This window comes from Fictibacillus gelatini DSM 15865 (assembly GCF_000430745.1).
GTDB classification, from domain to species: Bacteria; Bacillota; Bacilli; order Bacillales; family Fictibacillaceae; genus Fictibacillus_A; species Fictibacillus_A gelatini.
Genome location: NZ_AUMP01000002.1, coordinates 262549 through 287609, shown reverse-complemented (window position 1 = coordinate 287609; position 25061 = coordinate 262549). Strand labels below are relative to the sequence as shown.

At 40.8% G+C, this 25061-nt stretch carries 26 protein-coding genes; 19 read left to right on the top strand and 7 right to left on the bottom strand.

Annotated elements, in window-relative coordinates:
• The first annotated feature begins 59 nt into the window (after window positions 1–59).
• From H538_RS0104505 to H538_RS0104495, 3 genes are read left to right on the top strand one after another with little or no spacing between them, the layout of a single operon-like run.
• Entirely contained in the window at window positions 60–893 is an 834-nt protein-coding gene (locus H538_RS0104505; protein ID WP_026676589.1) for an EcsC family protein, read from the top strand.
• A gap of 4 nt (window positions 894–897) precedes the next feature.
• On the top strand, window positions 898–1404 hold the full coding sequence (locus H538_RS0104500) for a MogA/MoaB family molybdenum cofactor biosynthesis protein (RefSeq protein WP_026676588.1): 507 nt from the start codon (window positions 898–900) through the stop codon (window positions 1402–1404).
• 28 nt (window positions 1405–1432) lie between these two features.
• Window positions 1433–1618 carry a hypothetical protein gene (locus H538_RS0104495; protein ID WP_026676587.1) on the top strand — a complete coding sequence of 62 codons (186 nt, stop codon included), beginning with the start codon at window positions 1433–1435 and terminating at the stop codon, window positions 1616–1618.
• Between the two features lie 22 nt (window positions 1619–1640).
• Here H538_RS0104495 and H538_RS0104490 read toward each other — a convergent pair whose 3' ends face one another.
• Window positions 1641–1955, bottom strand: coding sequence for a hypothetical protein (locus tag H538_RS0104490; RefSeq protein WP_026676586.1), 315 nt, complete (start codon window positions 1953–1955; stop codon window positions 1641–1643).
• A gap of 240 nt (window positions 1956–2195) precedes the next feature.
• Between H538_RS0104490 and H538_RS0104485 the strand changes: the two genes are divergently transcribed.
• From H538_RS0104485 to H538_RS25955, 4 genes are all read left to right on the top strand, one after another.
• Window positions 2196–3401 carry an argininosuccinate synthase gene (locus tag H538_RS0104485; protein ID WP_026676585.1) on the top strand — a complete coding sequence of 402 codons (1206 nt, stop codon included), beginning with the start codon at window positions 2196–2198 and terminating at the stop codon, window positions 3399–3401.
• Window positions 3398–4768, top strand: a complete 1371-nt coding sequence (argH, locus tag H538_RS0104480) for an argininosuccinate lyase (RefSeq protein WP_026676584.1) — start codon at window positions 3398–3400, stop codon at window positions 4766–4768. The genes H538_RS0104485 and argH overlap by 4 nt, the downstream gene beginning before the upstream one ends.
• Before the next feature lie 207 nt (window positions 4769–4975).
• Window positions 4976–5767: an alpha/beta fold hydrolase gene (locus H538_RS0104475; protein WP_026676583.1), complete on the top strand. Its 792-nt coding sequence runs from the start codon at window positions 4976–4978 to the stop codon at window positions 5765–5767.
• 89 nt (window positions 5768–5856) lie between these two features.
• Window positions 5857–6015 carry a hypothetical protein gene (locus H538_RS25955; RefSeq protein ID WP_154657895.1) on the top strand — a complete coding sequence of 53 codons (159 nt, stop codon included), beginning with the start codon at window positions 5857–5859 and terminating at the stop codon, window positions 6013–6015.
• Window positions 6016–6050: 35 nt separating this feature from the next.
• Here H538_RS25955 and H538_RS0104465 read toward each other — a convergent pair whose 3' ends face one another.
• Entirely contained in the window at window positions 6051–7151 is a 1101-nt protein-coding gene (locus tag H538_RS0104465; RefSeq protein ID WP_026676582.1) for a M24 family metallopeptidase, read from the bottom strand.
• A 145-nt stretch (window positions 7152–7296) separates the two neighbouring features.
• Here H538_RS0104465 and H538_RS0104460 point away from each other — a divergent pair, with 145 nt between their 5' ends.
• The 3 genes from H538_RS0104460 to H538_RS0104450 all read left to right on the top strand — a co-directional run bounded on the left by H538_RS0104460 (window position 7297) and on the right by H538_RS0104450 (window position 9716).
• Entirely contained in the window at window positions 7297–7974 is a 678-nt protein-coding gene (locus H538_RS0104460) for a metal-dependent hydrolase (RefSeq protein ID WP_026676581.1), read from the top strand.
• A 79-nt stretch (window positions 7975–8053) separates the two neighbouring features.
• Complete coding sequence (locus tag H538_RS0104455) at window positions 8054–8299, top strand: hypothetical protein (RefSeq protein WP_026676580.1); 246 nt, start codon at window positions 8054–8056, stop codon at window positions 8297–8299.
• Between the two features lie 100 nt (window positions 8300–8399).
• Window positions 8400–9716, top strand: coding sequence for a DRTGG domain-containing protein (locus H538_RS0104450; protein ID WP_026676579.1), 1317 nt, complete (start codon window positions 8400–8402; stop codon window positions 9714–9716).
• 29 nt (window positions 9717–9745) lie between these two features.
• Here the strand turns inward: H538_RS0104450 and H538_RS0104445 are convergent, their stop codons facing one another.
• Window positions 9746–10048 (bottom strand): YtpI family protein, encoded by a 303-nt coding sequence (locus H538_RS0104445; RefSeq protein ID WP_026676578.1) that lies wholly within the window; start codon window positions 10046–10048, stop codon window positions 9746–9748.
• A gap of 104 nt (window positions 10049–10152) precedes the next feature.
• On the opposite strand from H538_RS0104445, the gene H538_RS0104440 reads away from it, so the two are divergent.
• A complete protein-coding gene (locus tag H538_RS0104440; RefSeq protein WP_026676577.1) occupies window positions 10153–11100 on the top strand; it encodes a DHH family phosphoesterase in 948 nt (315 codons plus the stop codon).
• 47 nt (window positions 11101–11147) lie between these two features.
• On the opposite strand, the gene H538_RS0104435 is transcribed toward H538_RS0104440, so the two are convergent.
• The 3 genes from H538_RS0104435 to H538_RS0104425 form a co-directional block, all read right to left on the bottom strand.
• Window positions 11148–11333 (bottom strand): YtzJ family protein, encoded by a 186-nt coding sequence (locus H538_RS0104435; RefSeq protein ID WP_026676576.1) that lies wholly within the window; start codon window positions 11331–11333, stop codon window positions 11148–11150.
• 115 nt (window positions 11334–11448) lie between these two features.
• Window positions 11449–11958 carry a sporulation membrane protein YtrI gene (ytrI, locus tag H538_RS0104430; RefSeq protein ID WP_026676575.1) on the bottom strand — a complete coding sequence of 170 codons (510 nt, stop codon included), beginning with the start codon at window positions 11956–11958 and terminating at the stop codon, window positions 11449–11451.
• The gene (locus H538_RS0104425; RefSeq protein ID WP_026676574.1) at window positions 11955–12299 is read right to left on the bottom strand and encodes a YtrH family sporulation protein; all 345 of its coding nucleotides are present in this window, start codon (window positions 12297–12299) and stop codon (window positions 11955–11957) included. The genes ytrI and H538_RS0104425 overlap by 4 nt, the downstream gene beginning before the upstream one ends.
• A gap of 146 nt (window positions 12300–12445) precedes the next feature.
• Between H538_RS0104425 and H538_RS0104420 the strand changes: the two genes are divergently transcribed.
• The 6 genes from H538_RS0104420 to pyk all read left to right on the top strand — a co-directional run bounded on the left by H538_RS0104420 (window position 12446) and on the right by pyk (window position 21909).
• Complete coding sequence (locus H538_RS0104420) at window positions 12446–15820, top strand: DNA polymerase III subunit alpha (protein ID WP_026676573.1); 3375 nt, start codon at window positions 12446–12448, stop codon at window positions 15818–15820.
• A gap of 125 nt (window positions 15821–15945) precedes the next feature.
• A complete protein-coding gene (gene ystJ, locus H538_RS0104415) occupies window positions 15946–17184 on the top strand; it encodes an NADP-dependent malic enzyme (RefSeq protein ID WP_026676572.1) in 1239 nt (412 codons plus the stop codon).
• A 28-nt stretch (window positions 17185–17212) separates the two neighbouring features.
• Window positions 17213–18076, top strand: a complete 864-nt coding sequence (gene accD / locus H538_RS0104410; RefSeq protein ID WP_026676571.1) for an acetyl-CoA carboxylase, carboxyltransferase subunit beta — start codon at window positions 17213–17215, stop codon at window positions 18074–18076.
• Window positions 18077–18078: 2 nt separating this feature from the next.
• Entirely contained in the window at window positions 18079–19056 is a 978-nt protein-coding gene (gene accA / locus H538_RS0104405; RefSeq protein WP_026676570.1) for an acetyl-CoA carboxylase carboxyl transferase subunit alpha, read from the top strand.
• Window positions 19057–19173: 117 nt separating this feature from the next.
• Complete coding sequence (pfkA, locus tag H538_RS0104400; protein WP_026676569.1) at window positions 19174–20133, top strand: 6-phosphofructokinase; 960 nt, start codon at window positions 19174–19176, stop codon at window positions 20131–20133.
• A gap of 21 nt (window positions 20134–20154) precedes the next feature.
• On the top strand, window positions 20155–21909 hold the full coding sequence (gene pyk, locus H538_RS0104395) for a pyruvate kinase (RefSeq protein WP_026676568.1): 1755 nt from the start codon (window positions 20155–20157) through the stop codon (window positions 21907–21909).
• Between the two features lie 29 nt (window positions 21910–21938).
• Here pyk and ytvI read toward each other — a convergent pair whose 3' ends face one another.
• Window positions 21939–23048 (bottom strand): sporulation integral membrane protein YtvI, encoded by a 1110-nt coding sequence (gene ytvI, locus H538_RS0104390; RefSeq protein WP_026676567.1) that lies wholly within the window; start codon window positions 23046–23048, stop codon window positions 21939–21941.
• A gap of 54 nt (window positions 23049–23102) precedes the next feature.
• Between ytvI and H538_RS0104385 the strand changes: the two genes are divergently transcribed.
• Together H538_RS0104385 and citZ are read left to right on the top strand one after the other, a co-directional pair.
• Complete coding sequence (locus H538_RS0104385; RefSeq protein ID WP_035350047.1) at window positions 23103–23564, top strand: DUF441 domain-containing protein; 462 nt, start codon at window positions 23103–23105, stop codon at window positions 23562–23564.
• Window positions 23565–23809: 245 nt separating this feature from the next.
• A complete protein-coding gene (gene citZ, locus H538_RS0104380; protein ID WP_026676565.1) occupies window positions 23810–24925 on the top strand; it encodes a citrate synthase in 1116 nt (371 codons plus the stop codon).
• Window positions 24926–25061 lie beyond the last annotated feature (136 nt).

The window sequence follows — 25061 nt, the reverse complement described above, 5'->3', positions numbered from 1 at the left end:
TTTTTTATGCATATAAAAAGGTATAATAGAAACAAAACGGTTGTACTTGGAGGAATGTTATGAGCTGGACACCGCGAGAAGAAAAAGTTTGGCAAGACATAGAGAATTGGGAAGCGCGCTATTTTACATATGAACCGACAGATTTTGAAATGACATATGAACGATGGATTAACGGACAATTAGAAAGAATGAATCCTGGAGTAATCGAAAAATTAAATCAAGCGATTGATACATCGTTATTTCATATCCATTCTTTCATTCAAAACTCAAGACAACAAATGGATTTGCGCCAGCGGCTGCTGACAGGGGCGCGCACGTTCCGGGAAGATATAGAAACGATTGAAGATATGAAACGATGTACAATTGACCAGCTTGCCTTTATCGCAGAACAACAAATCGCAAGAAACCGTCTTCTCTCATTGGCGCAAGGAGGACTGTCGGGAACGGGAGGACTGCTTTTTCTAGGCGCCGACATTCCCGCTCTTATAACGATTCAAGTTCGTTCGGTGCAATATATTGCGATGAACTATGGCTATGATATTGACCGCCCGTCAGAAATGATGATGTCATTAAAAGTGTTTCATGCAGCGACTCAGCCGAAACGATATCAGGCAGAAAGCTGGCGGCAATTGCTGGAAGAAATTCAAAGAGAACGTGATCCTCTCTTTTATGAGGGGGATGATACGGTAGCCGATCTTTCCTGGATGTCGTATCCTTTAAAGCAAGGGATAAAAGGGATGGCAATTATGCTATTGCGCAAAAAAATCGTTCAGGGTATTCCGCTCTTTGGCATTGCTTTTGGGGCGGGGATGAACTACCAGCAAACGCGAACAATTACGGAATTTGCCCATAAATTTTATCAAAAACGTTTTTTGCTAGAGAAGCGAGGATAGATCAATGAGTGTTCAAGAACATAAGGCACTTGCTCCTACGTCCGTTGGCTGCAAGGTCATTACAGTTAGTGATACAAGGACTGAAAAAACGGATAAAAGCGGGAATTACATAGTAGATAAACTTAAAAGCGAAAATCATTCAGTCATCAACTATTGCATTGTAAAAGATGATCGGGTTGAAATTATGAAAGCCATTCAAGAGGGAGCGAGACATCCAGAAATTCAAGTGATCTTATTGAACGGAGGAACAGGGATCTCAAAACGGGACGTTACGTATGAGACAGTTCAAAGTCTTCTCGAAAAAGAAATCGTAGGGTTCGGTGAATTGTTTCGGATGTTAAGCTATACAGAAGATATCGGGGCAAGCGCTATGTTAAGCCGGGCCATTGCCGGTGTTTACGAGAATACCGCCATTTTTTCGATGCCGGGGTCGACAGGCGCGGTCAGGTTAGCAATGGAAAAATTAATTTTAAACGAAATCGGTCATGTTGTTCGAGAATTAAGTAAATAACCGGGTATTTCTTTCGAGGAGGCAGTTGATGAACAAACAACGAAACTTCCATTGTTGTGCCTCATGTATTCATTATCACATCGAAAAGATAGATGGACGTACTATTTACATGTGCGCAAGGCTTGGATATGAGACGAAGCCGACGTACAAGTTTAATTGCTGGACACCGAAAGAAAACGTTAAAAAGTTAATCGCAAAATATGAAAAATCCTAAACGGCACTTCGTTTAGGATTTTTCACTGATGAAATTTCAATGATAGATTCTGGTCGATTCGATACCAGAGCCACAAATCATTGATGATGGAAGCAAGCTCCGCGATCTCTGTATTTAGCAGGCACGAACGGTCGAAGTCTTCCTCACATGCGAGTTCTTCCTGTTTTTGATTAATCACTTTTTCAATGGAAAAAATTCGATCCGGTATCGTTCCCCTGATCGTTTCCCAGCGGGCGAGAATCATCTCCTGGACATTTTTCGGGTACTCTTCCCATAAAGACTCAAGTGAGGGCAATTCAATGCCAAGCCGTTCATTGTACAAAAAAGAAAAAGTCACTCCAACCACCTCTAACTTATTGTATAACAAATGATTAAAGAGGAGCCAGCCATAATTAAGGTAAGCCTGTTTTTATTAATTTTTATACAAATTTACTCATAAATATTGAAATTCAATTCAATTCTTGTTATAGTGTGCATAGAATAATTTGAAGAGGCCATTGGATGCTTCTTTTTATTTAAACATAAATGTATAAAAATACATTAATAAGAATGTATATTCATAAAGGAGATGGGAGAAATGGCGAAGAAAAAAGTGGTCCTTGCATATTCCGGAGGATTAGACACATCAGTTGCCATCAAATGGTTGCAAGAGAGAGGCTATGATGTTGTTGCATTGGGATTGGACGTCGGGGAAGGAAAAGACCTTGAGTTTGTCAAACAAAAGGCCCTCCAGGTAGGCGCTGTTCAGTCATATATTTTAGATGTAAAAAAAGAGTTTGCAGAAGAGTATGTTCTACCAGCATTACAAAGCCATGCACTATACGAAGAGAAATACCCTCTCGTATCGGCGCTGTCAAGACCGCTTATTGCGAAAAAATTAGTAGAGATTGCAGAAGAATGCGGGGCACAGGCAGTAGCTCATGGCTGCACAGGGAAAGGAAATGACCAGGTACGTTTTGAAGTATCGATAGCAGCGTTAAATCCAAACCTTGAAATCATTGCACCTGTCAGAGAATGGGCATGGTCCCGCGAGGAAGAGATTGAATATGCGAAAAAGAATAATATTCCGATTCCAATTGATCTTGATAGCCCGTATTCGATCGATCAAAACCTCTGGGGAAGAAGCAATGAATGTGGGATTTTGGAAGATCCATGGGCGGCGCCTCCAGAAGATGCGTATGAACTGACTTCTTCTATTGAAAAAGCGCCGGATACCCCGGAAATTATTGAAATTGAATTTGAAAGCGGAGTGCCTGTTGCCTTAAATGGCGTGAAATATGAGCTTGACCAATTGATTTTAGAGCTGAATAAAATCGCAGGGCTTCACGGAGTCGGACGCATTGACCATGTCGAAAACCGATTAGTCGGCATAAAGTCGCGTGAGGTGTATGAATGTCCTGGCGCAATCACACTCTTAAAAGCCCATAAAGAATTAGAAGATATTACATTAGTAAAGGAACTTGCTCACTTTAAACCGGTAATCGGGAAAAAGTTGACTGAGCTTATTTATGAAGGATTATGGTATTCCCCGCTTCGCAACGCGCTTGAAGCGTTTTTGAAAGAAACGCAAAAAAACGTTACCGGCGTTGTGAGAGTAAAATTATTTAAAGGCCATGCCATTGTTGAAGGGCGAAAATCACCTTTCTCATTATATAATGAAAAATTGGCGACATACACGACGGAAGATGAGTTTGACCATCAGGCAGCGGTAGGATTTATTTCCTTATGGGGACTGCCGACAAAAGTAAATAGCATGGTTCAGAAAAATGAGGTGAAAGCATGAGCAAATTATGGGGCGGCCGTTTTACACAAACAGCAGAACAATGGGTAGATGAATTCGGCGCTTCCATTTCTTTTGATCAGCAATTAGTAAAAGAAGATATTACTGGAAGTATCGCTCATGTTACGATGCTCTCTAAATGCGGTATTCTTGCGGAAGAAGAGGCTGAAACGATCAAAAAAGGTTTAGAGACACTTCTTGCAAAAGCGGAAAATAATGAGCTTGATTTTAAGGTTGAATACGAAGATATTCATTTAAACATTGAAAAAATGCTGACCGACGAGGTAGGCGCTGTCGGCGGCAAGCTCCATACAGCAAGAAGCCGAAACGATCAGGTTGCGACTGACATTCATTTATACATGAAAAAAGAAGTAACATCTATTATTGAGCAGCTAAACCGATTGCAATCTGTTCTCGTACAACTCGCTGAAAAGCATGTCGAGACGATCTTTCCGGGATACACTCATCTTCAGCGGGCCCAGCCGATTTCATTCGGCCACCATCTGCTTGCTTACTTCTGGATGTTCGAGCGCGATAAAGAACGATTAAGCGAAAGTTTAAAACGGATTAACGTTTCTCCTCTTGGCGCAGGAGCGCTTTCAGGTACAACGTTCCCGATTGATCGTGAGTTGACAGCAAAGCTTCTCGATTTTGGTGCGGTTTATAAGAACAGTTTGGATGCGGTTAGCGATCGCGATTTTCTTATCGAATTTTGCAGCAATGCTTCTATGATTATGATGCATTTGTCCCGTTTTTGTGAAGAGCTTATTTTATGGTCGTCACAAGAATTTCAATTCGTTGAAATAAGCGATAAATATGCGACAGGCTCGAGCATGATGCCGCAAAAGAAAAATCCGGACATGGCTGAATTAATCAGAGGGAAAACGGGCCGGGTCTATGGCAGCTTAATGACATTGTTAACAGTCATGAAAGGATTGCCACTTGCCTATAACAAAGATATGCAAGAAGATAAAGAGCCAGTTTTCGACAGCGTCAAAACGCTTAAAGGTTCGCTTGCTATTTTTACAGGAATGATGGAAGAAATTACGGTCAATAAAGATAAAATGGAAAAAGCAGTCTCGCAAGACTTTTCCAATGCGACAGAACTTGCTGATTACCTCGTCAATAAAGGCATTCCGTTTCGTGAAGCTCACGAAATTGTTGGCAAGCTCGTTCTAAGATGTATTGAAAATCATATATACTTATTGGACTTGCCAATGAACATATATAAAGAAGCTTCCTCTTGCTTTGAAGAAGATGTGTATGATTTCCTTCACCCATACAAAGTGGTAGAGCGAAGAAATTCTTTAGGAGGAACCGGTTTCAGTGCGGTCCAGGCAGCCATTGAAGAAGCAAAAAAACGAATCTAAAAATCTAAAAAGATGAGGCGTATATGCCTCATCTTTTTTGACGATACGAAGTTGAATTCGGAGAATAGCCAATTTTATCTTATTCAACAATTAACTTCAACTAGTGGCTTTAGCTATTGTTTCGTGTTTACATTTCAATTGAATAGGGTAAAGATACAATATACCCAACACCTGGATGAATTCATAAGATGAAGGAGACGATCGAAGATGGATACAAAAACACTCCTATTACCGAACTTGGAAATGGCATATGTTGATGAAGGGGAAGGAAAGACTATCGTTCTTCTTCACGGTTTTTGCGGAAGTCATAAATATTGGACAAAACAAATTGAAGAACTGGCAAAAGACTACCGCGTCATTGCACCTGATCTTAGAGGTCACGGGAAATCGACAATTACAAATGAAACAACAACAATAGAAAGCATGGCGGATGATATCAAGTGGCTACTTGATAAGCTGAACATCGAAAAAATAACGATGTTTGGCCATTCGCTCGGAGGATACATTACTCTGGCATTCGCCGAAAAATATGAAGAGATGCTAGAAGGCTTTGCGCTTGTTCATTCGACCGCCCTCCCCGATTCAGAAGAAGCGAAAAAAGGAAGAATGCTTAACATTGAAAGAGTCAAACGAAATGGTATTCATTCGTTAGTGGATCACTTAATTCCGAAGCTGTTTTCTGCAAAAAATGTAGAGGAGAAGCCAAAAGCGGTGGAAGTGGCGAAGGAAATCGGTTATGTAACTTCTCCGGAGGGCGCGATTGCCGCACTGGAAGCAATGAAAGACCGCCCGGATCGAAATAGCCTGCTTGAAAATACATCTTTGCCTGTATTATTAGTTGCCGGTAAAGAAGACAGTGTGATCCCGTTGGAAAATGCGTTTTCTGCAACAAAAGAAACCATTATTCAATATACGATAGAAAAGGCAGGCCATATGAGTATGTATGAAGAGCCGGACGAATTGATTCATGTGATGCGGAGCTTTTTGCGATCCCATTAATTGAGATGACTGTGGAATATTGGAATAGTAACATTTCCTTCGTTGATAAACAATAAGTGATGATGTCACTTTTGAGGAGGAAATGGAGAATGGAAAAAGATAAAAAAAATCAAACGATAGAATTTGATGCTGAGGGTGTTGAAACTGTCAGCCAACAAATTCAAGAAGCTTATCAAAGCGGTGTTATTGATCCAATCGGGCAAAATGAAAGAAGAACACAACTTGATGAAGAAGAAAGCTTTGATTAAAGCTTAAATAAAGAATCATCCGAAAGGATGATTCTTTATTTGATAATATGAAGTTCTTTAGGAAATTTAGTCAGGCTTTCAGGACCATTTTCAGTCACGTAAATGTCGTCTTCAATACGAACACCGCCGATATCTGGCACATAAATGCCCGGTTCAATCGTAAAGGTCATTCCCGCTTTAACTTGCTCATCATTATTTGAACTCATTGATGGGAATTCATGAACTTCCAGTCCTAAACCGTGGCCGATTCGGTGAGGGAAGTATTCGCCATAACCTGCTTCTTCAATCACTTTTCTTGCCGCCAGGTCAATGTCACCAAGCCGGGTTCCCGGTTTTGAAACAGCGATTGCAGCTTCTTCAGCTTTTTTTACAATTTCATAAATTTCCCGTTGCTTTTCGCTTACACTTTGGTAAGCAAACGTACGGGTAATATCTGAACAATATCCGTCTACTACAACACCGAGGTCAAACAATACGAAATCGCCCGGTTGAATTTCCCTTAACCCCGGGGTGCCATGAGGCCGGGCGGACTTCTCGCCAAAAAGAACCGTCGTTGAAAACGACATTTCCGATACACCTTTTTTCTTTACTTCAAATTCGATTTGTGCCACAATTTCTTGTTCCGTTTTCCCTTTTGCAATAGTAGACATGCCAACTTCTACGGCAAAATCGGCTAATCGAGCTGCTTCTCTCATCGCTTTAATCTCATCTTCAGATTTAATGATTCTCATTGCATTTAACTGATGTTCAGCAGAAACGAGCTCAGCATTTGGGAAAAGCGATAAAAGATTCAATCCGCGCTCGTACGAAATCTGTTCTTTTTCAACCGCAATGGACTCAAGGGCCCTTAAATTACGTTTGCTAACGGCTTTACCAAGCAAGTCCCATGGATTTTCAGAATCGGAATAACCGATAATTTCGTCTTTAAATCCAGCTGCTCTTGCCTGAGGAGCTTCCATGCCAGGACAAACAAGGATCGGTTCTTGATCCGGGAAGACCATTACCCCGAGCAATCTTTCATGAGGATGGCAAAGAAAGCCTGTCAAATAATATACATTTGCTGTGGAAGTAACGAAAGCACAGGAAATGTTTTGTTCACGTAACGAATTCGCAAATAATTGAATGCGTTCTTTCATGGAAATGTACTTCCTTTCTTTTAAAATAACTCCATAGTTACTGTACCACTTAGAAAATAGGTTGTAAAATGAAGCTTATTTAATACAAAATTTGCAGGAAATCGGGTATGATGGACAAAAAGATATAAGCGAAGGAGTTGATTGTATGAAGGTCACTTATCACGGCCATTCAGTTATTGAAATTCAAACGGAGAAACACAACATTTGGATCGACCCGTTTATTTCGGGAAATAAACTTTGCGATGTAGAAGCTGATCAAGTGAATCCGGATGTCATTTTATTAACTCATGGACACGGAGATCATGTTGGAGATACATTTGAAATTGCAAAGAGAACGAATGCTCTTGTCGTAGCTCCAAATGAACTTGCGAATTATATCGCAAGTAAGGGGATTGATAGTCATCCGATGCACATTGGTGGCGGCTATCAGTTTGAATGGGGCTATGTAAAACTGACTCAGGCTTTTCATGGGTCAAGCTATACGGAAGAGGACGGGACGATTATTTATACCGGAATGCCCGCCGGACTTTTGTTTACCGCCGAGGGCAAAACCATATACCACGCGGGTGATACCGCCTTATTTTCCGATATGAAACTCATCGGTGAGCGAAACAAAGTGGATGTGGCATTTTTGCCAATTGGCGATAATTTTACAATGGGTCCTGAAGACGCTTTAACCGCAGCCGAATGGATAAACGCCGGTCTTACTGTCCCGATCCACTATAATACGTTCCCGATTATTAAACAAGATCCGAATGACTTTGTATCGCGTTTAAACGTGAAAGGCAAGGTGATGGAACCAGGAGAAGCTTTGGAACTTTAAAACAAAGTTGCTAATGGCAACTTTATTCGTCTACCTCCCTCTGGACTTGCATAAAGTACTAATAGGGAGGTAATTTCATATGATCAACATGTCAATGTTTCGTATTTTAGCGATGATCGTCTTGCTTTATTATGCAATCCCTCGTTTAGATTTCTCCGGAAATGGCCTTTCATTTGCTTTTTCGGTAACCTGGTCAATTTATGCAGTTCTCGTCATCGGTGGACAAGTGTTGGCGATCAAAGAAGCCTCTAAGAAGCGGCTAAACGTCCAGTCCGGTAAATCGAAGGAAAATAAGCCACAAAAATACCGTTCGTATAGTAGATAGAATTGTCTTTCCGTTCAAATATCTGTATACTTAAACCTGTATCAGTACACTAAAGTATAACAGGTTATACAGATAGTAAACTAAAGGAACGGTGAGAAGTTTGGCAACCAAACACGAACAAATCCTTGAATATATTGAATCGCTAACGATTGGTGAGAAAATTTCGGTAAGGCAAATCGCAAAAGCGCTTTCCGTCAGTGAAGGGACAGCATATCGTGCCATTAAAGAAGCGGAGAATCAAGGCATTGTCAGCACAATTGAACGGGTTGGTACGATTCGCATTGAACGAAAAGTAAAAGAAAATATTGAGAAACTTACCTTTGCTGAAGTCGTTAATATTGTAGAAGGCCAGGTTCTTGGCGGACGTGAGGGCCTTCATAAAACGCTGAATAAATTTGTAATCGGGGCAATGAAACTTGATGCCATGATGCGTTATGTGGATCCTGGCAACCTGCTTATTGTTGGGAACCGTACAAATGCCCATCAACTTGGTTTAAAAGCGGGTGCAGCCGTTCTTATCACAGGTGGTTTTGATACGGATGATGAAGTAAAAGAACTGGCAGATGCGCTAAAACTTCCTGTTATTTCTACGAGCTACGATACATTTACAGTCGCAGCTATGATTAACCGGGCGATATACGACCAATTAATTAAAAAGGAAATTGTCCTCGCCTCCGATATCTTAATTCCCATTTCCAAAACGTACTTTTTACATGCAACGGATCGAATAGAAAAATGGCATGAATACAATCAAAAAACGAACCATAGCCGCTATCCTGTTGTGGATGACAATTTAAGGGTCGTCGGTGTTGTTACATCGAAAGATATTATTGGAATGGATAAACACCTGTTGATTGAAAAAGTAATGTCGAAATCGCCGATCACAGTCAATGAAAAAACGTCGGTCGCCTCATGTGCACATATGATGATTTGGGAAGGGATCGAACTCCTTCCGGTTATCAATCAATCACATAAATTGCTTGGCATTTTGACGAGACAGGATGTATTAAAATCGCTTCAAATGATTCAAAAGCAGCCTCAAGTTGGAGAAACGTTTGATGACCTTATTACAGCAGGTTTAACAGAAATAAAAGATTCTCATGATGTGAAATACCGCTGTGAGGTAACTCCGCAAATGACGAATTATTTAGGAACCGTTTCTTATGGCGTCATAACAACATTAGTGACAGAAAGTGCAAGCAGGGCACTCAGAAAAGTAAAAAAAGGGGACCTCGTCGTCGAGAATATTACCTTTTATTTTATTAAACCTGTCCAAATTGAACATACGATTGAGATTGTTCCAAAAGTGCTTGAAGTAAGCAGGAAATTCGGAAAAGTGGATGTCGAAGTTCATCATGAAGGGGTTGTCGTTGGAAAGGCTCTTCTAATGGCGCAAATCATTGACCATCGATCATAAGAAAACCATGCTCAGGTACATGGCTTTCCTTATGATTTTGCTTTAGTTGCTTCCTCAATCGCAAGAGGCAACAGGTGGCGGTACATTTTATAACCGAATATCATCATGACTAGCCCATATAAAGAAAAGATAATCGCTACCCATAACTGTATTCGGCCCTCCAACATGGAAAGTTGATTAAGGCCAAAAGAGAATAAGAAACAGCCTAAAGCGATTTTTCCTTTTGATCCGACCCATCTTTTTTCAAAAGGAGCTTTCGTTCGGAATTCCTTCGCTTTAAAAAAAATATAGAGACTAAAAGAAATAACGATGAGAATTACAAAAACCGGCATTCGATAACCTCCATTTCTTATTCTATTGTATAGGTTCTTAAAAAAAAATGCCAGATTCCAAAAAAGGATTTTATTAATCGCTTGCGGAAGTTAGGGGGATGCAAATGAAAGAAAAAATACTGAAAGAAATTCAAAACTATGAAACGATTATCATTCACAGACACGTTCGTCCTGATCCAGATGCTCTCGGGTCACAAGGGGGACTTGGGAAAATTATTCAAGCGAGCTTTCCGGAAAAGAACGTCTATTTGGTTGGCGAAGAGGATGAATCGTTAACCTTTTTAGTAGAAATGGACCATATTGCCGACAGTGCCTATGATGGCGCGCTTGTCATTATTTGCGATACGGCAAATGTTCCGAGAATTAGTGATGATCGCTATACGTTAGGAGACAAACTTATTAAGATTGACCATCATCCGAATGAAGATCCTTATGGCGATATTATGTGGGTTGATCCTACAGCAAGTTCGGTTAGCGAAATGATTATGGAGTTTTATGAATTTGGCAAAGATAAGGGGCTTGTTTTGTCCGATGATGCGTCAAGACTGTTATATGCAGGAATAGTTGGAGATACCGGAAGATTTTTATATTCCAACACGAGCGAAAGAACGTTCCAATATGCTGGAAAACTGATCCAAAAAAATTTTTCTCCGCAAGCGATTTATGACAATATGTATGAAGTAAGAGAAAATGTTGTACGATTAAACGGATATGTTTTGCAAAATTTTTCAATCATTGACGGGTGTGTTGGCTACATTTATCTTTCGAAAGAAATCTTAAATGAATTTAATGTCACTGTTAGTGAAGCATCACAGCTAGTGAATAGCTTTTCGAATGTGGCAGGACTTAGGGCATGGGTGTTTTTTGTAGAAGAGCCCGATCAAATTCGGGTAAGGCTCAGGTCAAAAGGGCCGGTAGTCAATAAACTGGCAGCGAAGTTCAATGGAGGAGGCCATCCGCTGGCTGCAGGAGCGACCGTTCATACGATGGATGAAACGAAACAAGTGCTCGAGGAATTGCGAATGGTATGCAAGGAATATTATAAACAATAAAAGACCTCTCAAGGTTTACTCTTGAGGGTCTTTTTTACGTGATGATTTTAGTTCTTCTCTTGAGGAATGAACCAGGAACCAAGATCTGTCACATCCTCATGAACAGGGATTTGAAGTTTCTCAATCTCCTTTTTGATTAATTGAGCTTCTTCTTTTGTATCAGCAAAAGCGGAAAACCCATTTTGAAGTTCTTTTACTTTTGCCCGGGCAATTTCTTTACGATTAATAATCATACAATTTACCCCCTTTTAAATGAGTTACTTTTATTTTATACAATAACAACTTGAATTGCTATTAATCTGTTTGAATTGTCACAAAATAGTAAAGAAAGTCTGCCAATAATCGCAATTATTTTATGAGGGGGATCACTTTCACATGAACTTCCATCGTTGTGTATAAAAATAAATGTTGGACGACCACTCTGTATTTGTTATCATCTACAATGAATTCTTTATTTTGCAACGTTCGGATCACAAGATCTTTCATTGCTGCAAGAGATTCGATATTTTGGCCAAGCAAGTTTTCTAATTCATCTTGCACTTCCTGGGAAATTTCATACATTGTGATGCCGGGCAGGTGCAGGTCGTTTTTGTTCGTAATTTGAACTTGAATTTCCTGCAGCTTTAATTTTTTTTCTTGCTCCTTGTTACTTTTTTCATATTCGCCGATCCAATGTTTGATTTTACCGTTTAAATCTTGAATTCGATCCTGGTACATTTTGATTTCGCGAATGTAATATTCCTGGAGATTGCCGAATTGAATTAAAAAAAATACCCAGCCAATTAGAAAGCCCAGGAGCACACCGGCAAAAAAACGCTGATATCCCTTTCTCGTAAAAAAGTAAGACGGAATCCTCATAAATTCAAACTCTCCTGTGTCAGCCACTTAATTAATAGCGTCGCCGTATTGGCTCCGGCCATCGCAACAAGTATAATGATGATTTGTTTAATGATTTCAGTGGAAACGCCATGGAAAAAATTCCGTTCAAATAGATTAAATGTATCAAATGTTCCGCCAATCGCTGAAACAATTGCCCAAATTTTTAGCTGATCGGCGATTTTCACCGTTTCTAAAATAGGAGCTTTACCGACTAAAAACGCTGCAAGGCCTCCAATGATTGCACCGCCAAGAATGACGCCGAATGATGTAAAGAAACTTATCACTACTTTCGCTACATAATTCGCTATCGATTCTTCCATACATCATCCCTCTCTCTTTTAAAAAGATGTTTCGTGTCTCTAGTTTATAAGTATGGGACAGGGAGAGTGAGTATGCTTGTTTTATATGTGGGCCAAAAAGTTGTACAATAGTTGTTAGAGATGCAAGAATATAAGGATGTGTACAAATGGGAATGGTTCCATTGCATATACATAGTGAATACAGTTTACTTGAAAGTTCATGCCGGATTAAAGAACTTGTCTCCCGTGCAAAATCACTCGGATACAAGGCGCTTGCCATTAGCGATAAGCTTAACATGTACGGTGTTATCCCTTTTTATAAGGAATGTGTTAAGCAAGATATTCAGCCGGTTATTGGCTTAGAGGTAAATGTGCTTTTAACGCCTGGCGAAAATCACCTTAAACCAGCAGAGATAGCGAAATTGCTCTTTTATGCAAAAAATCAAAAAGGATACGAAAATTTGTTGCAGATGAGTTCTCTTTTGTTATCGAATCCCTCTTATCGCGAGCCTTACTTGCAAAAAGAAACCATTTTTCGGCATAAAGAAGGTTTAATTGCTATTTCTTCGGGAATAGAAGGAGAAATTCAACAGCTTATTCTTCGCAACAAAAAGGAGCGGCTGCAGGAAGTATTAGAGCTTTACAAAGAGTGGTTTAAAGAGGACTTTTATCTAGGGCTTGAAGATCACGGGAGCGGAAAAGAGAGAATGCTAAACCTTGAGCTTGTCAAACTGTCCAGGGCGAATGGCATCCCGCCTGTCGTTTCAAATGAAATCTATTATTTAAAAAAGGAAGATGCGCAAGCTCATGATATACTTCTTTGCATTAAAAATGGGCAGAAAATAACCGAACAGAACCGAACATCCTTGCCAGGGAACGAGTTTTATTTAAAATCAGAAGAAGAGCTTTTTGAAAGTTTTGAATATGTACAAGAAGCGATTGATAATACAAGGAAAATTGCAGCTTCCTGCCAGCTTAACCTGGCATTTGGACAGAAGCTATTGCCAGAGTATCCGCTTCCTCCCGAAGTTTCTGCTTCCGATTATTTACGCAAGTTATGTTTAAACAATGTGAAGGAGCGCTATTCCCATGTTTCAAATGCCGTAAGAGAGCGGTTGGACTATGAATTATCGGTTATTGATAAAATGGGGTTTGCCGATTATTTCTTAATTGTTTGGGATTTTATGAAATTTGCCCATGAGTCCGGAATGATCACAGGACCAGGAAGGGGATCGGCAGCAGGATCGCTTGTCGCCTATGTGCTCTATATAACTGATGTTGATCCTCTTCAACATGAATTGCTGTTTGAGCGGTTTTTGAATCCGGAACGTGTTACGATGCCGGACATTGATATAGATTTTCCCGACACGAGGCGGGATGAAGTCTTGCAATATGTAGCTTCGAAGTACGGTAGAGATCGGGTTGCGCAAATTATTACGTTTGGGACGTTAGCTGCTAAAGCTGCTGTAAGGGATGCAGGAAGGGTGATGAACCTGCCCGCTTCATTAATCGATTCCGTCTCAAAACAGATTCCTTCTCGTCCGGGAATGTCGTTAAATCAAGCGATAGAAGAATCACCCGGGTTAAAAAAATTAATCACCGAGTCTAAAGAAGTTAAAGCATTGATGGATATCGCCATGAGCCTTCAAGGACTGCCAAGGCATGTTTCGACACATGCGGCCGGTGTCATTATTAGCGGGAAGCCATTAACGGATATTGTTCCCGTTCAATCCGGACATGATGGCATCAGCTTAACTCAGTATAGTATGGAATGGCTTGAGGAAATCGGCTTATTGAAGATGGACTTTCTCGGCCTTAGAAACCTTTCTTTAATTGAAACGATTTGTACGCTTATTGAGTCAGGCACTGGAAAAAAAATTGACCTTAAGTCCATCCCATTTAATGATCAAGCGACTTTTGAATTATTAAGCCTTGGAGATACAACAGGCGTTTTTCAACTTGAATCCGATGGAATGAGACGGGTCCTGCAGCAGCTTAAGCCGACAGAATTTGAAGATATTGTTGCGGTCAACGCTCTTTATCGGCCCGGGCCGATGCAAAACATACCAACATATATTGCTGTCAAACATGGGAAGAAGAATGTTCAATATCTTCATCCGGATCTTGAACCGATTCTCCGTTCGACACATGGGGTTATCGTTTACCAGGAGCAAATTATGAAAATCGCATCAACGATGGCAGGTTTTTCATTAGGTGAAGCTGACCTTCTGAGACGGGCCGTCGGAAAGAAAAAGCGTGAAATTCTTGACCGGGAACGCACCCATTTTGTTACGGGGTGTTTAAACAAAGGGTATGATGAGAAAACGGCGAATGATTTATATGATTTAATCGTTCGATTTGCAGATTATGGCTTTCCTCGCAGCCATGCGGTCGCCTATAGTGTCATCGCCTATCAGCTCGCCTATTTAAAAGCGAATTTTCCGCTTTATTTTATGGCTGCACTACTTTCGAGCGTAATTGGCAATGCTGATAAAGTCGAGCAATATGTCAAAGAATGCAAGGAAAAAAATATACGTGTACTTCCGCCTTCCATTTTGCATAGCCATTCTTATTTTTCGGTAGAAGGCAACAACATTCGATTTGGTTTGCTCTGCATAAAAAACGTGGGGCATCAGGCGATCGGTCATTTAATACGTGAACGGAAAAAACAACCTTTCAAAGATCTATTTGATGTTTGCGCCCACTCTCCTGCGAAGATGGTGAATAAGCGAACGTTGGAGTCCTTAATTTTCGCCGGAGCAATGGATGATTTTGGAATAGACCGGGCGAGTTTAATTGCAACATTAGATACTGCTATTGAATATGGGGAAACGGTCCAGAACGCATATGAAGAAAACCAAATGCGGTTGTTTAACGATCGTGAAAACATGAAAAAGCCGTCCTACATTGAGGTACCTCCTTTTTCAGAAACAGAACGTCTCCGTTTTGAACATGAGGCGCTGGGATTTTACTTGACAGGCCATCCAATCGAAAAGTTTACCGAAAAGATCAACCAGCTTGGCGCAATTACTGTTCGAGACGCCGTACAGTTTGAGAAAAAGGTGATGAGGATGGCAGTTATGATTATAAAAACAAGAATAATTAAAACCAAAAAAGGTGACATGATGGCGTTCTTGACAGGTAGCGACGAGACCGGGGAATTGGAAATGGTTGCATTTCCCGAGCAGTACCACATGTACCACCCCCTTTTGCAGAAAGGCGAATTTCTTTTGCTGGAAGGGAAAATAGAAACAAGAGGTGGTTCGGCCCAGCTTGTCATTCAGAAGGCAGCCCGTCTTGAAGAAATTAACATACAAAAAAAGCCGACATTATATTTAAAAATCAGAGAGCAATCGACAGACCATTTAAATAAACTTAAATCTTTGTTAGAAAATTCTAAAGGAAATACAGAAGTTGTGTTGTATTATGAAGTTAATAGAAAAACTGTGAAACTAAAAACAAAGATTCACATTTCGCAAACGTTGCTTTATCACATAAAAGAGTTAATTGGCAAAGAAAATGTCGCTTTAAAGGAGCAATAACTTCTTTACAGCAAAATGTCATCTGTTATAATGATAAGGTCAATCGTGGTTAGATCACTTTCTGTGCGAACTTGTTTACTATTAAACAAAAACAATACAAATAGATCAATTTAGGAGATGAAATAATGTCTACTTTACGCGAGGAAGCATTGCACATGCACAGGGTAAATAAAGGGAAATTAGAGTCAAAATCTAAAGTTCCTGTACGTAACGCAAAGGATTTAAGTTTAGCCTATTCACCCGGCGTTGCTGAACCGTGCAAGGATATTTATGATGACAAATCGAAAGTTTATGAATATACAATGAAAGGAAATACTGTAGCTGTAGTATCTGACGGTACAGCCGTTCTCGGCCTTGGAAACATTGGACCTGAAGCTGCGCTTCCTGTAATGGAAGGAAAAGCGGTATTATTTAAAAGTTTTGCGGGTGTTGACGCATTTCCTATTTGTTTAAATACTGCAGATGTGGACAAAGTTGTTGAAACCGTAAAATTGCTCGAACCAACTTTTGGCGGAGTTAACCTTGAAGATATTGCCGCTCCAAGATGCTTTGTAATTGAAGAACGATTGAAAAAGGAAACGAACATTCCTATTTTTCATGACGACCAACATGGAACGGCAATTGTAACGCTTGCCGGACTTGTTAATGCCTTAAAATTAACCGGCCGTGAAATAACCGAAACGAAAGTGGTGATTAACGGAGCTGGTGCTGCGGGAATCGCGATCATTAAGCTATTAAACCGCTTCGGTGTGAAAGATATCGTCATGTGTGATACGAAGGGCGCGATCTATGAAGGCCGTCCGTACGGAATGAATGCGGTAAAAAGTGAAGTGGCGAAATTTACTAACCGTACAAGGAAAGAAGGAACGCTTAAAGACGTAATTGCTGGAGCTGATGTATTTATCGGGGTTTCGGTAGAAGGAGCGCTCACTCCTGAAATGGTCAGCTCAATGAATGAAAATGCCATCATTTTTGCAATGGCCAACCCGACGCCGGAAATTATGCCTGATAGCGCAAGAGAAGCAGGGGCGAAGGTTGTTGGAACCGGGCGTTCGGACTTCCCTAACCAGGTCAACAACGTTCTTGCATTCCCGGGCATCTTTAGAGGGGCGTTAGATGTCAGGGCCACCCATATCAACGAAGACATGAAAGTTGCGGCCGTTCATGCGATTGCAAACCTTGTTTCAGAAGATGAGCTTCGTCCGGATTATGTAATTCCTGCACCATTCGATCCACGGGTAGCGCCTGCGGTTGCTGCTGCAGTTGCAAAAGCTGCTATGGAAACGGGTGTTGCGCGTATTCAAGTGGATCCGGAACAAATAGCTGAAAAGACGAGAACTCTTGCGATTATCGGAAAAGAGTAAGACGGAGTTTGAAAAAGGTGGTGTTACCTTGCTAAAAGATTTTTTCTCTAAAAACGCCAAAAAGAAAAAATATGCCACAATTCCTACAGCAAAAATAAAACATGATGTTCCAGAAGGCTTAATGTCAAAATGTCCGGAATGCAAGCACATCATGTATACGAAAGAATTAAAAAAGAACTTGCTTGTTTGCCAGTCTTGTGGCTATCATTACCCAATGAATTCATATGAGCGAATTAACAGTTTGCTCGATGAAGGCAGTTTTATAGAGTATGATAAGGAAATGATCTCTGATAACCCATTGAATTTTCCCGGCTATTTGGAAAAGCTTGAAGGAGATCGAAAAAAAACCCAATTGAATGAAGCAGTCGTTACAGGTGAAGGAACGATTAACGATTTCCCGCTTGTCATAGCGGTCATGGATTCCCGTTTTCGGATGGGAAGCATGGGGTCCGTGGTCGGGGAAAAGATCACAAGAGCCATCGAGAAAGCCGTAGAAAAGAAACTTCCTTTTATCATCTTTACGGCTTCCGGCGGCGCACGTATGCAAGAAGGCATTTTGAGCCTAATGCAAATGGCCAAAACGAGTGTTGCCTTAAAGCGATTAAGTGAAAACGGGCAGTTGTTTATATCCGTGATGACCCATCCGACTACAGGAGGGGTATCCGCAAGCTTTGCCTCGGTAGGCGATTATAATTTTGCCGAGCCGGGCGCTTTGATCGGATTTGCCGGCAGACGAGTCATCGAACAAACGATTCGCCAGGAGTTGCCGGAGGATTTCCAAACGGCTGAATTTTTATTTAAACACGGCCAATTGGATAAAGTAATAAAAAGAAGCGAATTGAAAGAAACGTTGACGAAAGTCTTGAAAATCCACGCAGGAGGGAGGGAATAGGCATGACGACGGAACTGGAATTTGAACGTCCGATTCGTGAACTGAAAGACAAGATTGCGGAATTGCAATCGTTCATGAAAGAGAAAGACATTGATTTAACCGAAGAAATTACCCGCCTAGAAGAAAAGTTAAACAATCTAGAGAACGAAACATATGAACATATGAAACCGTGGGATCGTGTGCAAATTGCCCGTCATGCTGAACGCCCGACGACCCTTGATTATATTTCGTATTTGTTTACGGATTTTATTGAGCTCCATGGAGACCGCCTGTTTGCCGATGATGAAGCGATTGTCGGCGGCATTGCCATGTATGAAGATCTGCCAGTAACAGTTATCGGTCATCAGCGGGGGAAAGATACGAAAGAAAATATTCGCCGCAATTTCGGAATGCCTCATCCTGAAGGCTACCGAAAGGCATTACGTTTAATGAAGCAGGCGGAAAAATTCAACCGTCCGGTCATTTGTTTTCTTGATACAAAAGGAGCTTATCCAGGAATGTCTGCGGAGGAGCGCGGTCAGAGTGAAGCCATTGCGCGAAACCTTGTAGAAATGGCGGGACTTACAGTGCCTATTGTCTGTATCGTTATCGGTGAAGGGGCAAGTGGTGGAGCTCTTGGGATTGGAGTAGGAAATCATGTACATATGCTTGAAAATTCATGGTATTCCGTTATCACCCCGGAAGGAGCAGCTTCTATTTTGTGGAAAGATGCGACGAAAGCGAAATTAGCGGCCGAATCATTGAAAATTACCGCACCTGATGTAAAGGAACTAGGTATCATTGATGAAGTGATTGAAGAAGTTAAAGGCGGCGCCCACCGTGATCCAAAAGAACAGGCCGAACGGATTAATGTTGTTCTTAAGGCATCTCTTCAAGAACTGTTAAAATTATCAAAAGAAGAGCTTGTTGAACAACGTTATGAAAAATACAAAAATATGGGACAATTTACGTTTGTAAACGATTCCATTGGTGTAAATTAAAGAATGTGCTTTCTCCCGGCGGAGAAAGCACATTCTTTATCGTTTTCGTTTGTTGTGTTAAAGCAGTGAAAGTGATATTTTAAAAACATGAGATTACATAAGAGGTGAAAGGATTTCATGAAACGAATTGGCGTATTGACAAGCGGCGGAGATTCTCCGGGAATGAATGCTGCCATCCGGGCGGTTGTTCGTAAAAGCATTTATCATGGCATCGAAGTCTACGGCATTTATAATGGGTATTCGGGTTTAATTTCCGGCAATATAAAAAAATTGGAGCTCGGTTCTGTCGGTGATATTATTCATCGCGGAGGAACAATGCTTTATACGGCCAGATGTGAGGAATTTAAAACAGAAGAAGGACAAAAAAAAGCTATCGAACAATTAAATAAATTTGGCATTGAAGGTCTTGTAGTCATTGGTGGGGACGGGTCCTTTCAAGGTGCGAAAAAACTAACAGAACATGGCTATCCTACTATAGGAATTCCGGGTACAATTGACAATGATATTCCTGGGACGGATTTTACAATTGGTTTTGATACAGCTTTAAATACGATTATTGAAGCGATTGACAAAATCAGGGACACAGCAACTTCCCATGAACGGACATATGTGATTGAAGTAATGGGCAGGGATGCCGGGGACCTCGCTTTATGGTCGGGACTCGCTGATGGCGCTGAGTCCATTCTAGTACCTGAGGAAAACTATGATATGAACAATATAGTCGAGCGCCTGTTGAGAGGCCATGAACGCGGCAAAAAACATAGTATCATCATCGTAGCGGAAGGTGTAGGAAGCGGTGTTGACATTGCGAAACAAATTCAAGAAGCGACAAAGTTTGAAACGCGAGTGACCGTTCTTGGCCACATTCAACGAGGCGGCTCTCCGACGGCTTTCGACCGTGTGTTAGCAAGTCGGTTTGGCGCCCGTGCAGTAGAACTGTTGCTCGAAGGAAAAGCCGGGCGTACAGTGGGCATTCAAAATAACCGGCTTGTTGACCATGATATTACGGAAGTATTAGCTAAAAAACATAGCATTGATCATCAATTATATCAATTGTCACAAGAACTTTCTATTTAATAACAAAACAGGAGGCTTTTTATGAGAAAAACGAAGATTGTATGTACGATTGGCCCGGCAAGCGAAAGTGTTGAAACATTAACGGAACTGATAAAAGCTGGTATGAATGTCGCCCGTCTGAATTTCTCTCATGGTGATTATGAAGAACACGGGGCAAGGATTGAAAATATACGAAAAGCGGCCAAACAATTAGGAAAAACGGTTGCCATTCTTTTAGATACAAAAGGCCCTGAAATCCGGACGCAGAACCTGGAAGGGGGAGAAGCACACCTTAAAGCAGGTGAAGAACTGATCATTTCGATGTCCGAAGTTTTGGGAAATGAGAAAAAAATTTCCATTACCTATCCTGGTTTAATAGAAGATGTCCATGTCGGTTCTAAAATTTTGCTTGATGATGGATTAATCGAACTTGAAGTTACAGCAATCGGAGATAATGAGATTACGACGAAAATTTTAAATAGCGGTACATTAAAAAATAAAAAGGGCGTCAACGTTCCGAATGTGAGCGTAAAATTGCCCGGGATTACGGAAAAAGATGCGAAGGATATTGAATTTGGAATTGAACAGGGCGTTGATTTTATCGCTGCATCGTTCGTAAGAAGAGCAACGGATGTGCTTGAAATTCGTGAAATTTTGGAAAAGCATAACGCAACGGACATTCAAATCATTCCAAAAATAGAAAACCAGGAAGGTGTCGACAACATTGAAGACATTCTGGCGGTATCCGATGGATTGATGGTTGCCAGAGGCGACCTTGGCGTCGAAATACCGGCTGAAGAGGTGCCGCTCGTTCAAAAAGAATTGATCAAAAAATGCAATGATCTTGGAAAACCGGTTATTACAGCAACACAAATGCTTGATTCGATGCAACGTAACCCGCGTCCGACCCGCGCTGAAGCAAGCGATGTAGCTAATGCGATTTTCGACGGAACGGATGCGATCATGCTTTCAGGAGAGACAGCTGCGGGCAACTATCCGGTTGAAGCGGTTAAAACGATGCATAAAATTGCAGAACGGGCCGAGTCTGCCCTCGACTATCGTACTATTCTTCAGCAACGAAGCAAAGAAAGCAAAACGACAATTACGGATGCCATCTCTCAATCGGTTTCGTTTACGGCGCTGAATTTGGAAGCAAAAGCGATCATTACGGCGACGGAAAGAGGGCTAACCGCACGAAATACGGCGAAGTACCGTCCGAAAGCTCCGATTATTGCGGTAACGAGCTATGAGGAAGTCTGCCGGAAATTAGCGCTCGTATGGGGGGTTAATCCGGTTCAAGGAGAAAAGGCAAAGACGACGGACGAAATGTTCCAAATTGCGGTTGAAACGGCATTGGACAACCAATTAATCGATCATGGTGATTTAGTCGTCATTACTGCTGGTGTTCCTGTAGGCGAAACAGGCTCAACGAACTTAATGAAAGTCCATGTCATCGGGGACGTATTGGCAAAAGCGCAAGGAATCGGTCAACAATCCGCGTCAGGAAAAGTTGTTATTGCAAAAAGTGCAAAAGAGGCTGTTGAAAAAATGGAGGATGGCGGGATCCTTGTAACGATAGGCACAGACCGGGAAATGATGCCTGCGATCGAACGGGCCTCTGCAATTATCACAGAGGAAGGCGGAATTACAAGCCATGCCGCCATCGTTGGAGTCAGTCTTGGCAAGCCTGTTATTGTAGGTTTGAATGATGCAACGAGGCTGTTTAAAGACGGTCAAGTGATAACCGTTGATGCTTCTAAAGGCGATATTTATGAAGGCAGGAAAAATATATTGTAATATATAAAGAAGGGAGTCCCCCTTCTTTTTTATTTTTTCATAATAAACGCATACAATTCGTGAAAAACGTTAGCCAAATATAAAGCGCGGATAACGACAAGAAGGACAGGACCAATAATGAGACCGAGAAACCCATACCATTGAAATCCGACAAAGAGTGCTATTAATGTGGCCAGCGGATCGAGGCCAATGGAAGAGGATAGAATTTTCGGCTCCATAATTTGCCTTTGCACAATAACGACACCGTATAGTATCGCAAGACCGATCGTAAGCGGGTAATCGCCGGTAAAAAAGCAATAAGCGATCCAAGGAACAAAAACAGTGCCGGTTCCGAGATAAGGCAATAAATCGACTGCGCCAATAATGATCGAGATGGTAATGGCATATTCGATCTTTAAAAGTAAAAGTCCAATCAATACAATACACGTTGTAAACGAAATTAATGTTAGCTGCGCTTTTATAAATCCAACTAACGCTTTTTTTAATTCATTGAACACACTCTGGCTGCTTTTCATCACCTTATCGGAACAAAATTTTTGAATGAGGCCAAGCAACCTGTACCAATCTTTTGAAATAAAAAAGGCGGCAAGCAATGAAAAAACAAAAACTGTTAAAAAATTGGGAAGGCTGACGATTATCGAAGAAAGGCCATTAATAACAGCTTGGGCAACATTGCCGACAGTAGTTGAAATATTGGTACCGAATCTTCCGATATTGTCCATAATTTTTTGCTGATGGCTTTCCTCTAAACTGTTAAACAATGAATGAATATTTTTATAAAGCGGCAAAATGTGGCTTTTGAAAAAATCTTCAACAAATTGCGCAAGCTCCCTAATGTAGGCAGGAAGGCTGCTTGCGAGATAGGCGAAACCTGTCATCATTTCCTTAACGAGTAGAAGAACGATTCCGGAAAGAGCCGCCATTAAAACGACAAGGGTAATCAATACAGCAATTCCCCGCTTAAATTTTGCTTTTTTTTCAAGAAAATTTACCATCGGGTTAATAAAAAGCGCAATTATTCCTCCGATGATAAATGGATAGGCTACTTTTGAAATGGAATAGATAATAAATAGGAAAAGCATGCAAATACATACAATAAGGAGAAGGCGTAAAAAACGATAGAGATACTCTATATTCAATGAACATCACCGTCCATCTTCAGCTTTCGATAATTAACAGAAAGGTTGTGGAACATGGTTGAATCGAGCTTATTTTTAATTGCATTGCTCGTTGTTGGTTTTATTGCGAAAAACCAATCGCTTATGATCGCTGTCGGTCTATTGCTTGCTCTAAAATTTACCGGCCTTGGAGAAAAAGTTTTTCCTTTTATCCAACAAAAAGGAATTAACTGGGGAGTTACGATCATCACTGTAGCAGTCCTTATTCCAATTGCTACAGGAGAAATCGGAATGAAACAGCTTCAGGAATCATTAAAATCGGTATTTGCGTGGGTGGCGCTTGCTTCAGGAATTATTGTCGCCATACTTGGAGCAAATGGCATAAAACTATTGCAAAGCGATCCGCAAATAACAACAGCTCTTGTCGTCGGAACGATCCTCGCTATCGCGGTTTTCAATGGAGTCGCGGTCGGTCCTTTGATTGGAGCGGGAATCGCTTATTTTATAATGAGTATTGTCCGATTTTTTGGATCGTAATTTTCATCATATTTTGAGTAATTATGATATAAAAGTGCATAATCGTTCACAAAGTTTATTTTTTTGTTTATAATTAATATGTATGTTGATAACCCTTTAAATAGTCTTAAGTTTTGTTGATGTCGACATGTAAGCTCTTACTTTTAAAGAGGTTACTTTTAAACTTTCTCAAATGGGGAATAGTAATTTAGACACATTTTGAATTCCCTCTTTTTGAGAAAATGATAAGAAAGGGAGAGAAAGCCATGACAACTACAAAAGGATTAGAAGGAATTGTAGCGACAACATCCTCAATAAGCTCTATCATTGACAATGTACTTACATATAGAGGGTATAGCATTGATGATCTTGCCGACCACGCAAGTTTCGAAGAAGTGGTGTACTTATTATGGAATGGCAGCTTGCCAAATAAGAGTGAATTAGAAAAATTTAAAGCGCAGATCACCGAAGAAATGGAAGTTCCGAATGAATTGTTAGAACATTTGAAATCACTTCCGCTTAAAGGCGTACATCCAATGACCGTTCTTCGGACAATGGTTTCAATGCTTGCTTTTTATGATGAAGATGCAGAAGATATGTCACCTGAAGGAAATTATAAAAAAGCCATCCGCTTGCAAGCAAAGCTGCCTACGATCGTAACAGCGTTTACTAGAATTCGTGATGGGAAAGAACCGGTTTCCCCGCGTAAAGATTTAAGTTTTGCTGGGAATTTCTTATACATGTTAACTGGAAATGAACCTGATACGATTGCTGAAACAGCTTTTAATAAGGCGCTTGTCCTTCATGCAGATCATGAATTAAATGCGTCCACTTTTACAGCGCGTGTCTGTGTAGCGACATTATCAGACATGTACTCTGGAATTACAGCCGCAATCGGCGCTTTAAAAGGTCCGCTTCACGGTGGTGCGAATGAACAAGTTATGAAGATGCTTTCAGAAATTAAAGAAGTGGAAAATGCTGAAAGCTACCTTCGCAATGCAATCGCAAATAAACAAAAGATTATGGGCTTCGGGCACCGTGTTTATAAAAATGGCGATCCGCGTGCAAAACATCTTCGTGAAATGTCTAAACAACTTACATCTATTACCGGTGAAGAAAAATGGTATAAAATGTCAGTTAAATTAGAAGAGTTAATGAAAGAAGAAAAAGGGCTATTGCCAAACGTCGATTTTTATTCCGCAAGCGTTTATCATAGCCTCGGGATTCCGCATGATATTTTCACGCCAATTTTTGCCGTAAGCCGTGTATCCGGTTGGAACGCCCATATTCTTGAACAATATGAGAACAATCGTTTAATCAGGCCGCGTGCGGAATATACAGGGCCATCTAAGCAAACGTTTATTCCTCTTGAAGAACGCTAATTTCGCATTTTTGAGTTTTTTTAAGAGAAGGGATTCCCCCCTTCTCTTTTCCTCGGAAATTCAGTAGGATAGAAGAGTGAGTTTTATACAGGTAAGTGTTTAAAAAGCCCGGTCTTTTTGAACAGCCTTAATAAAG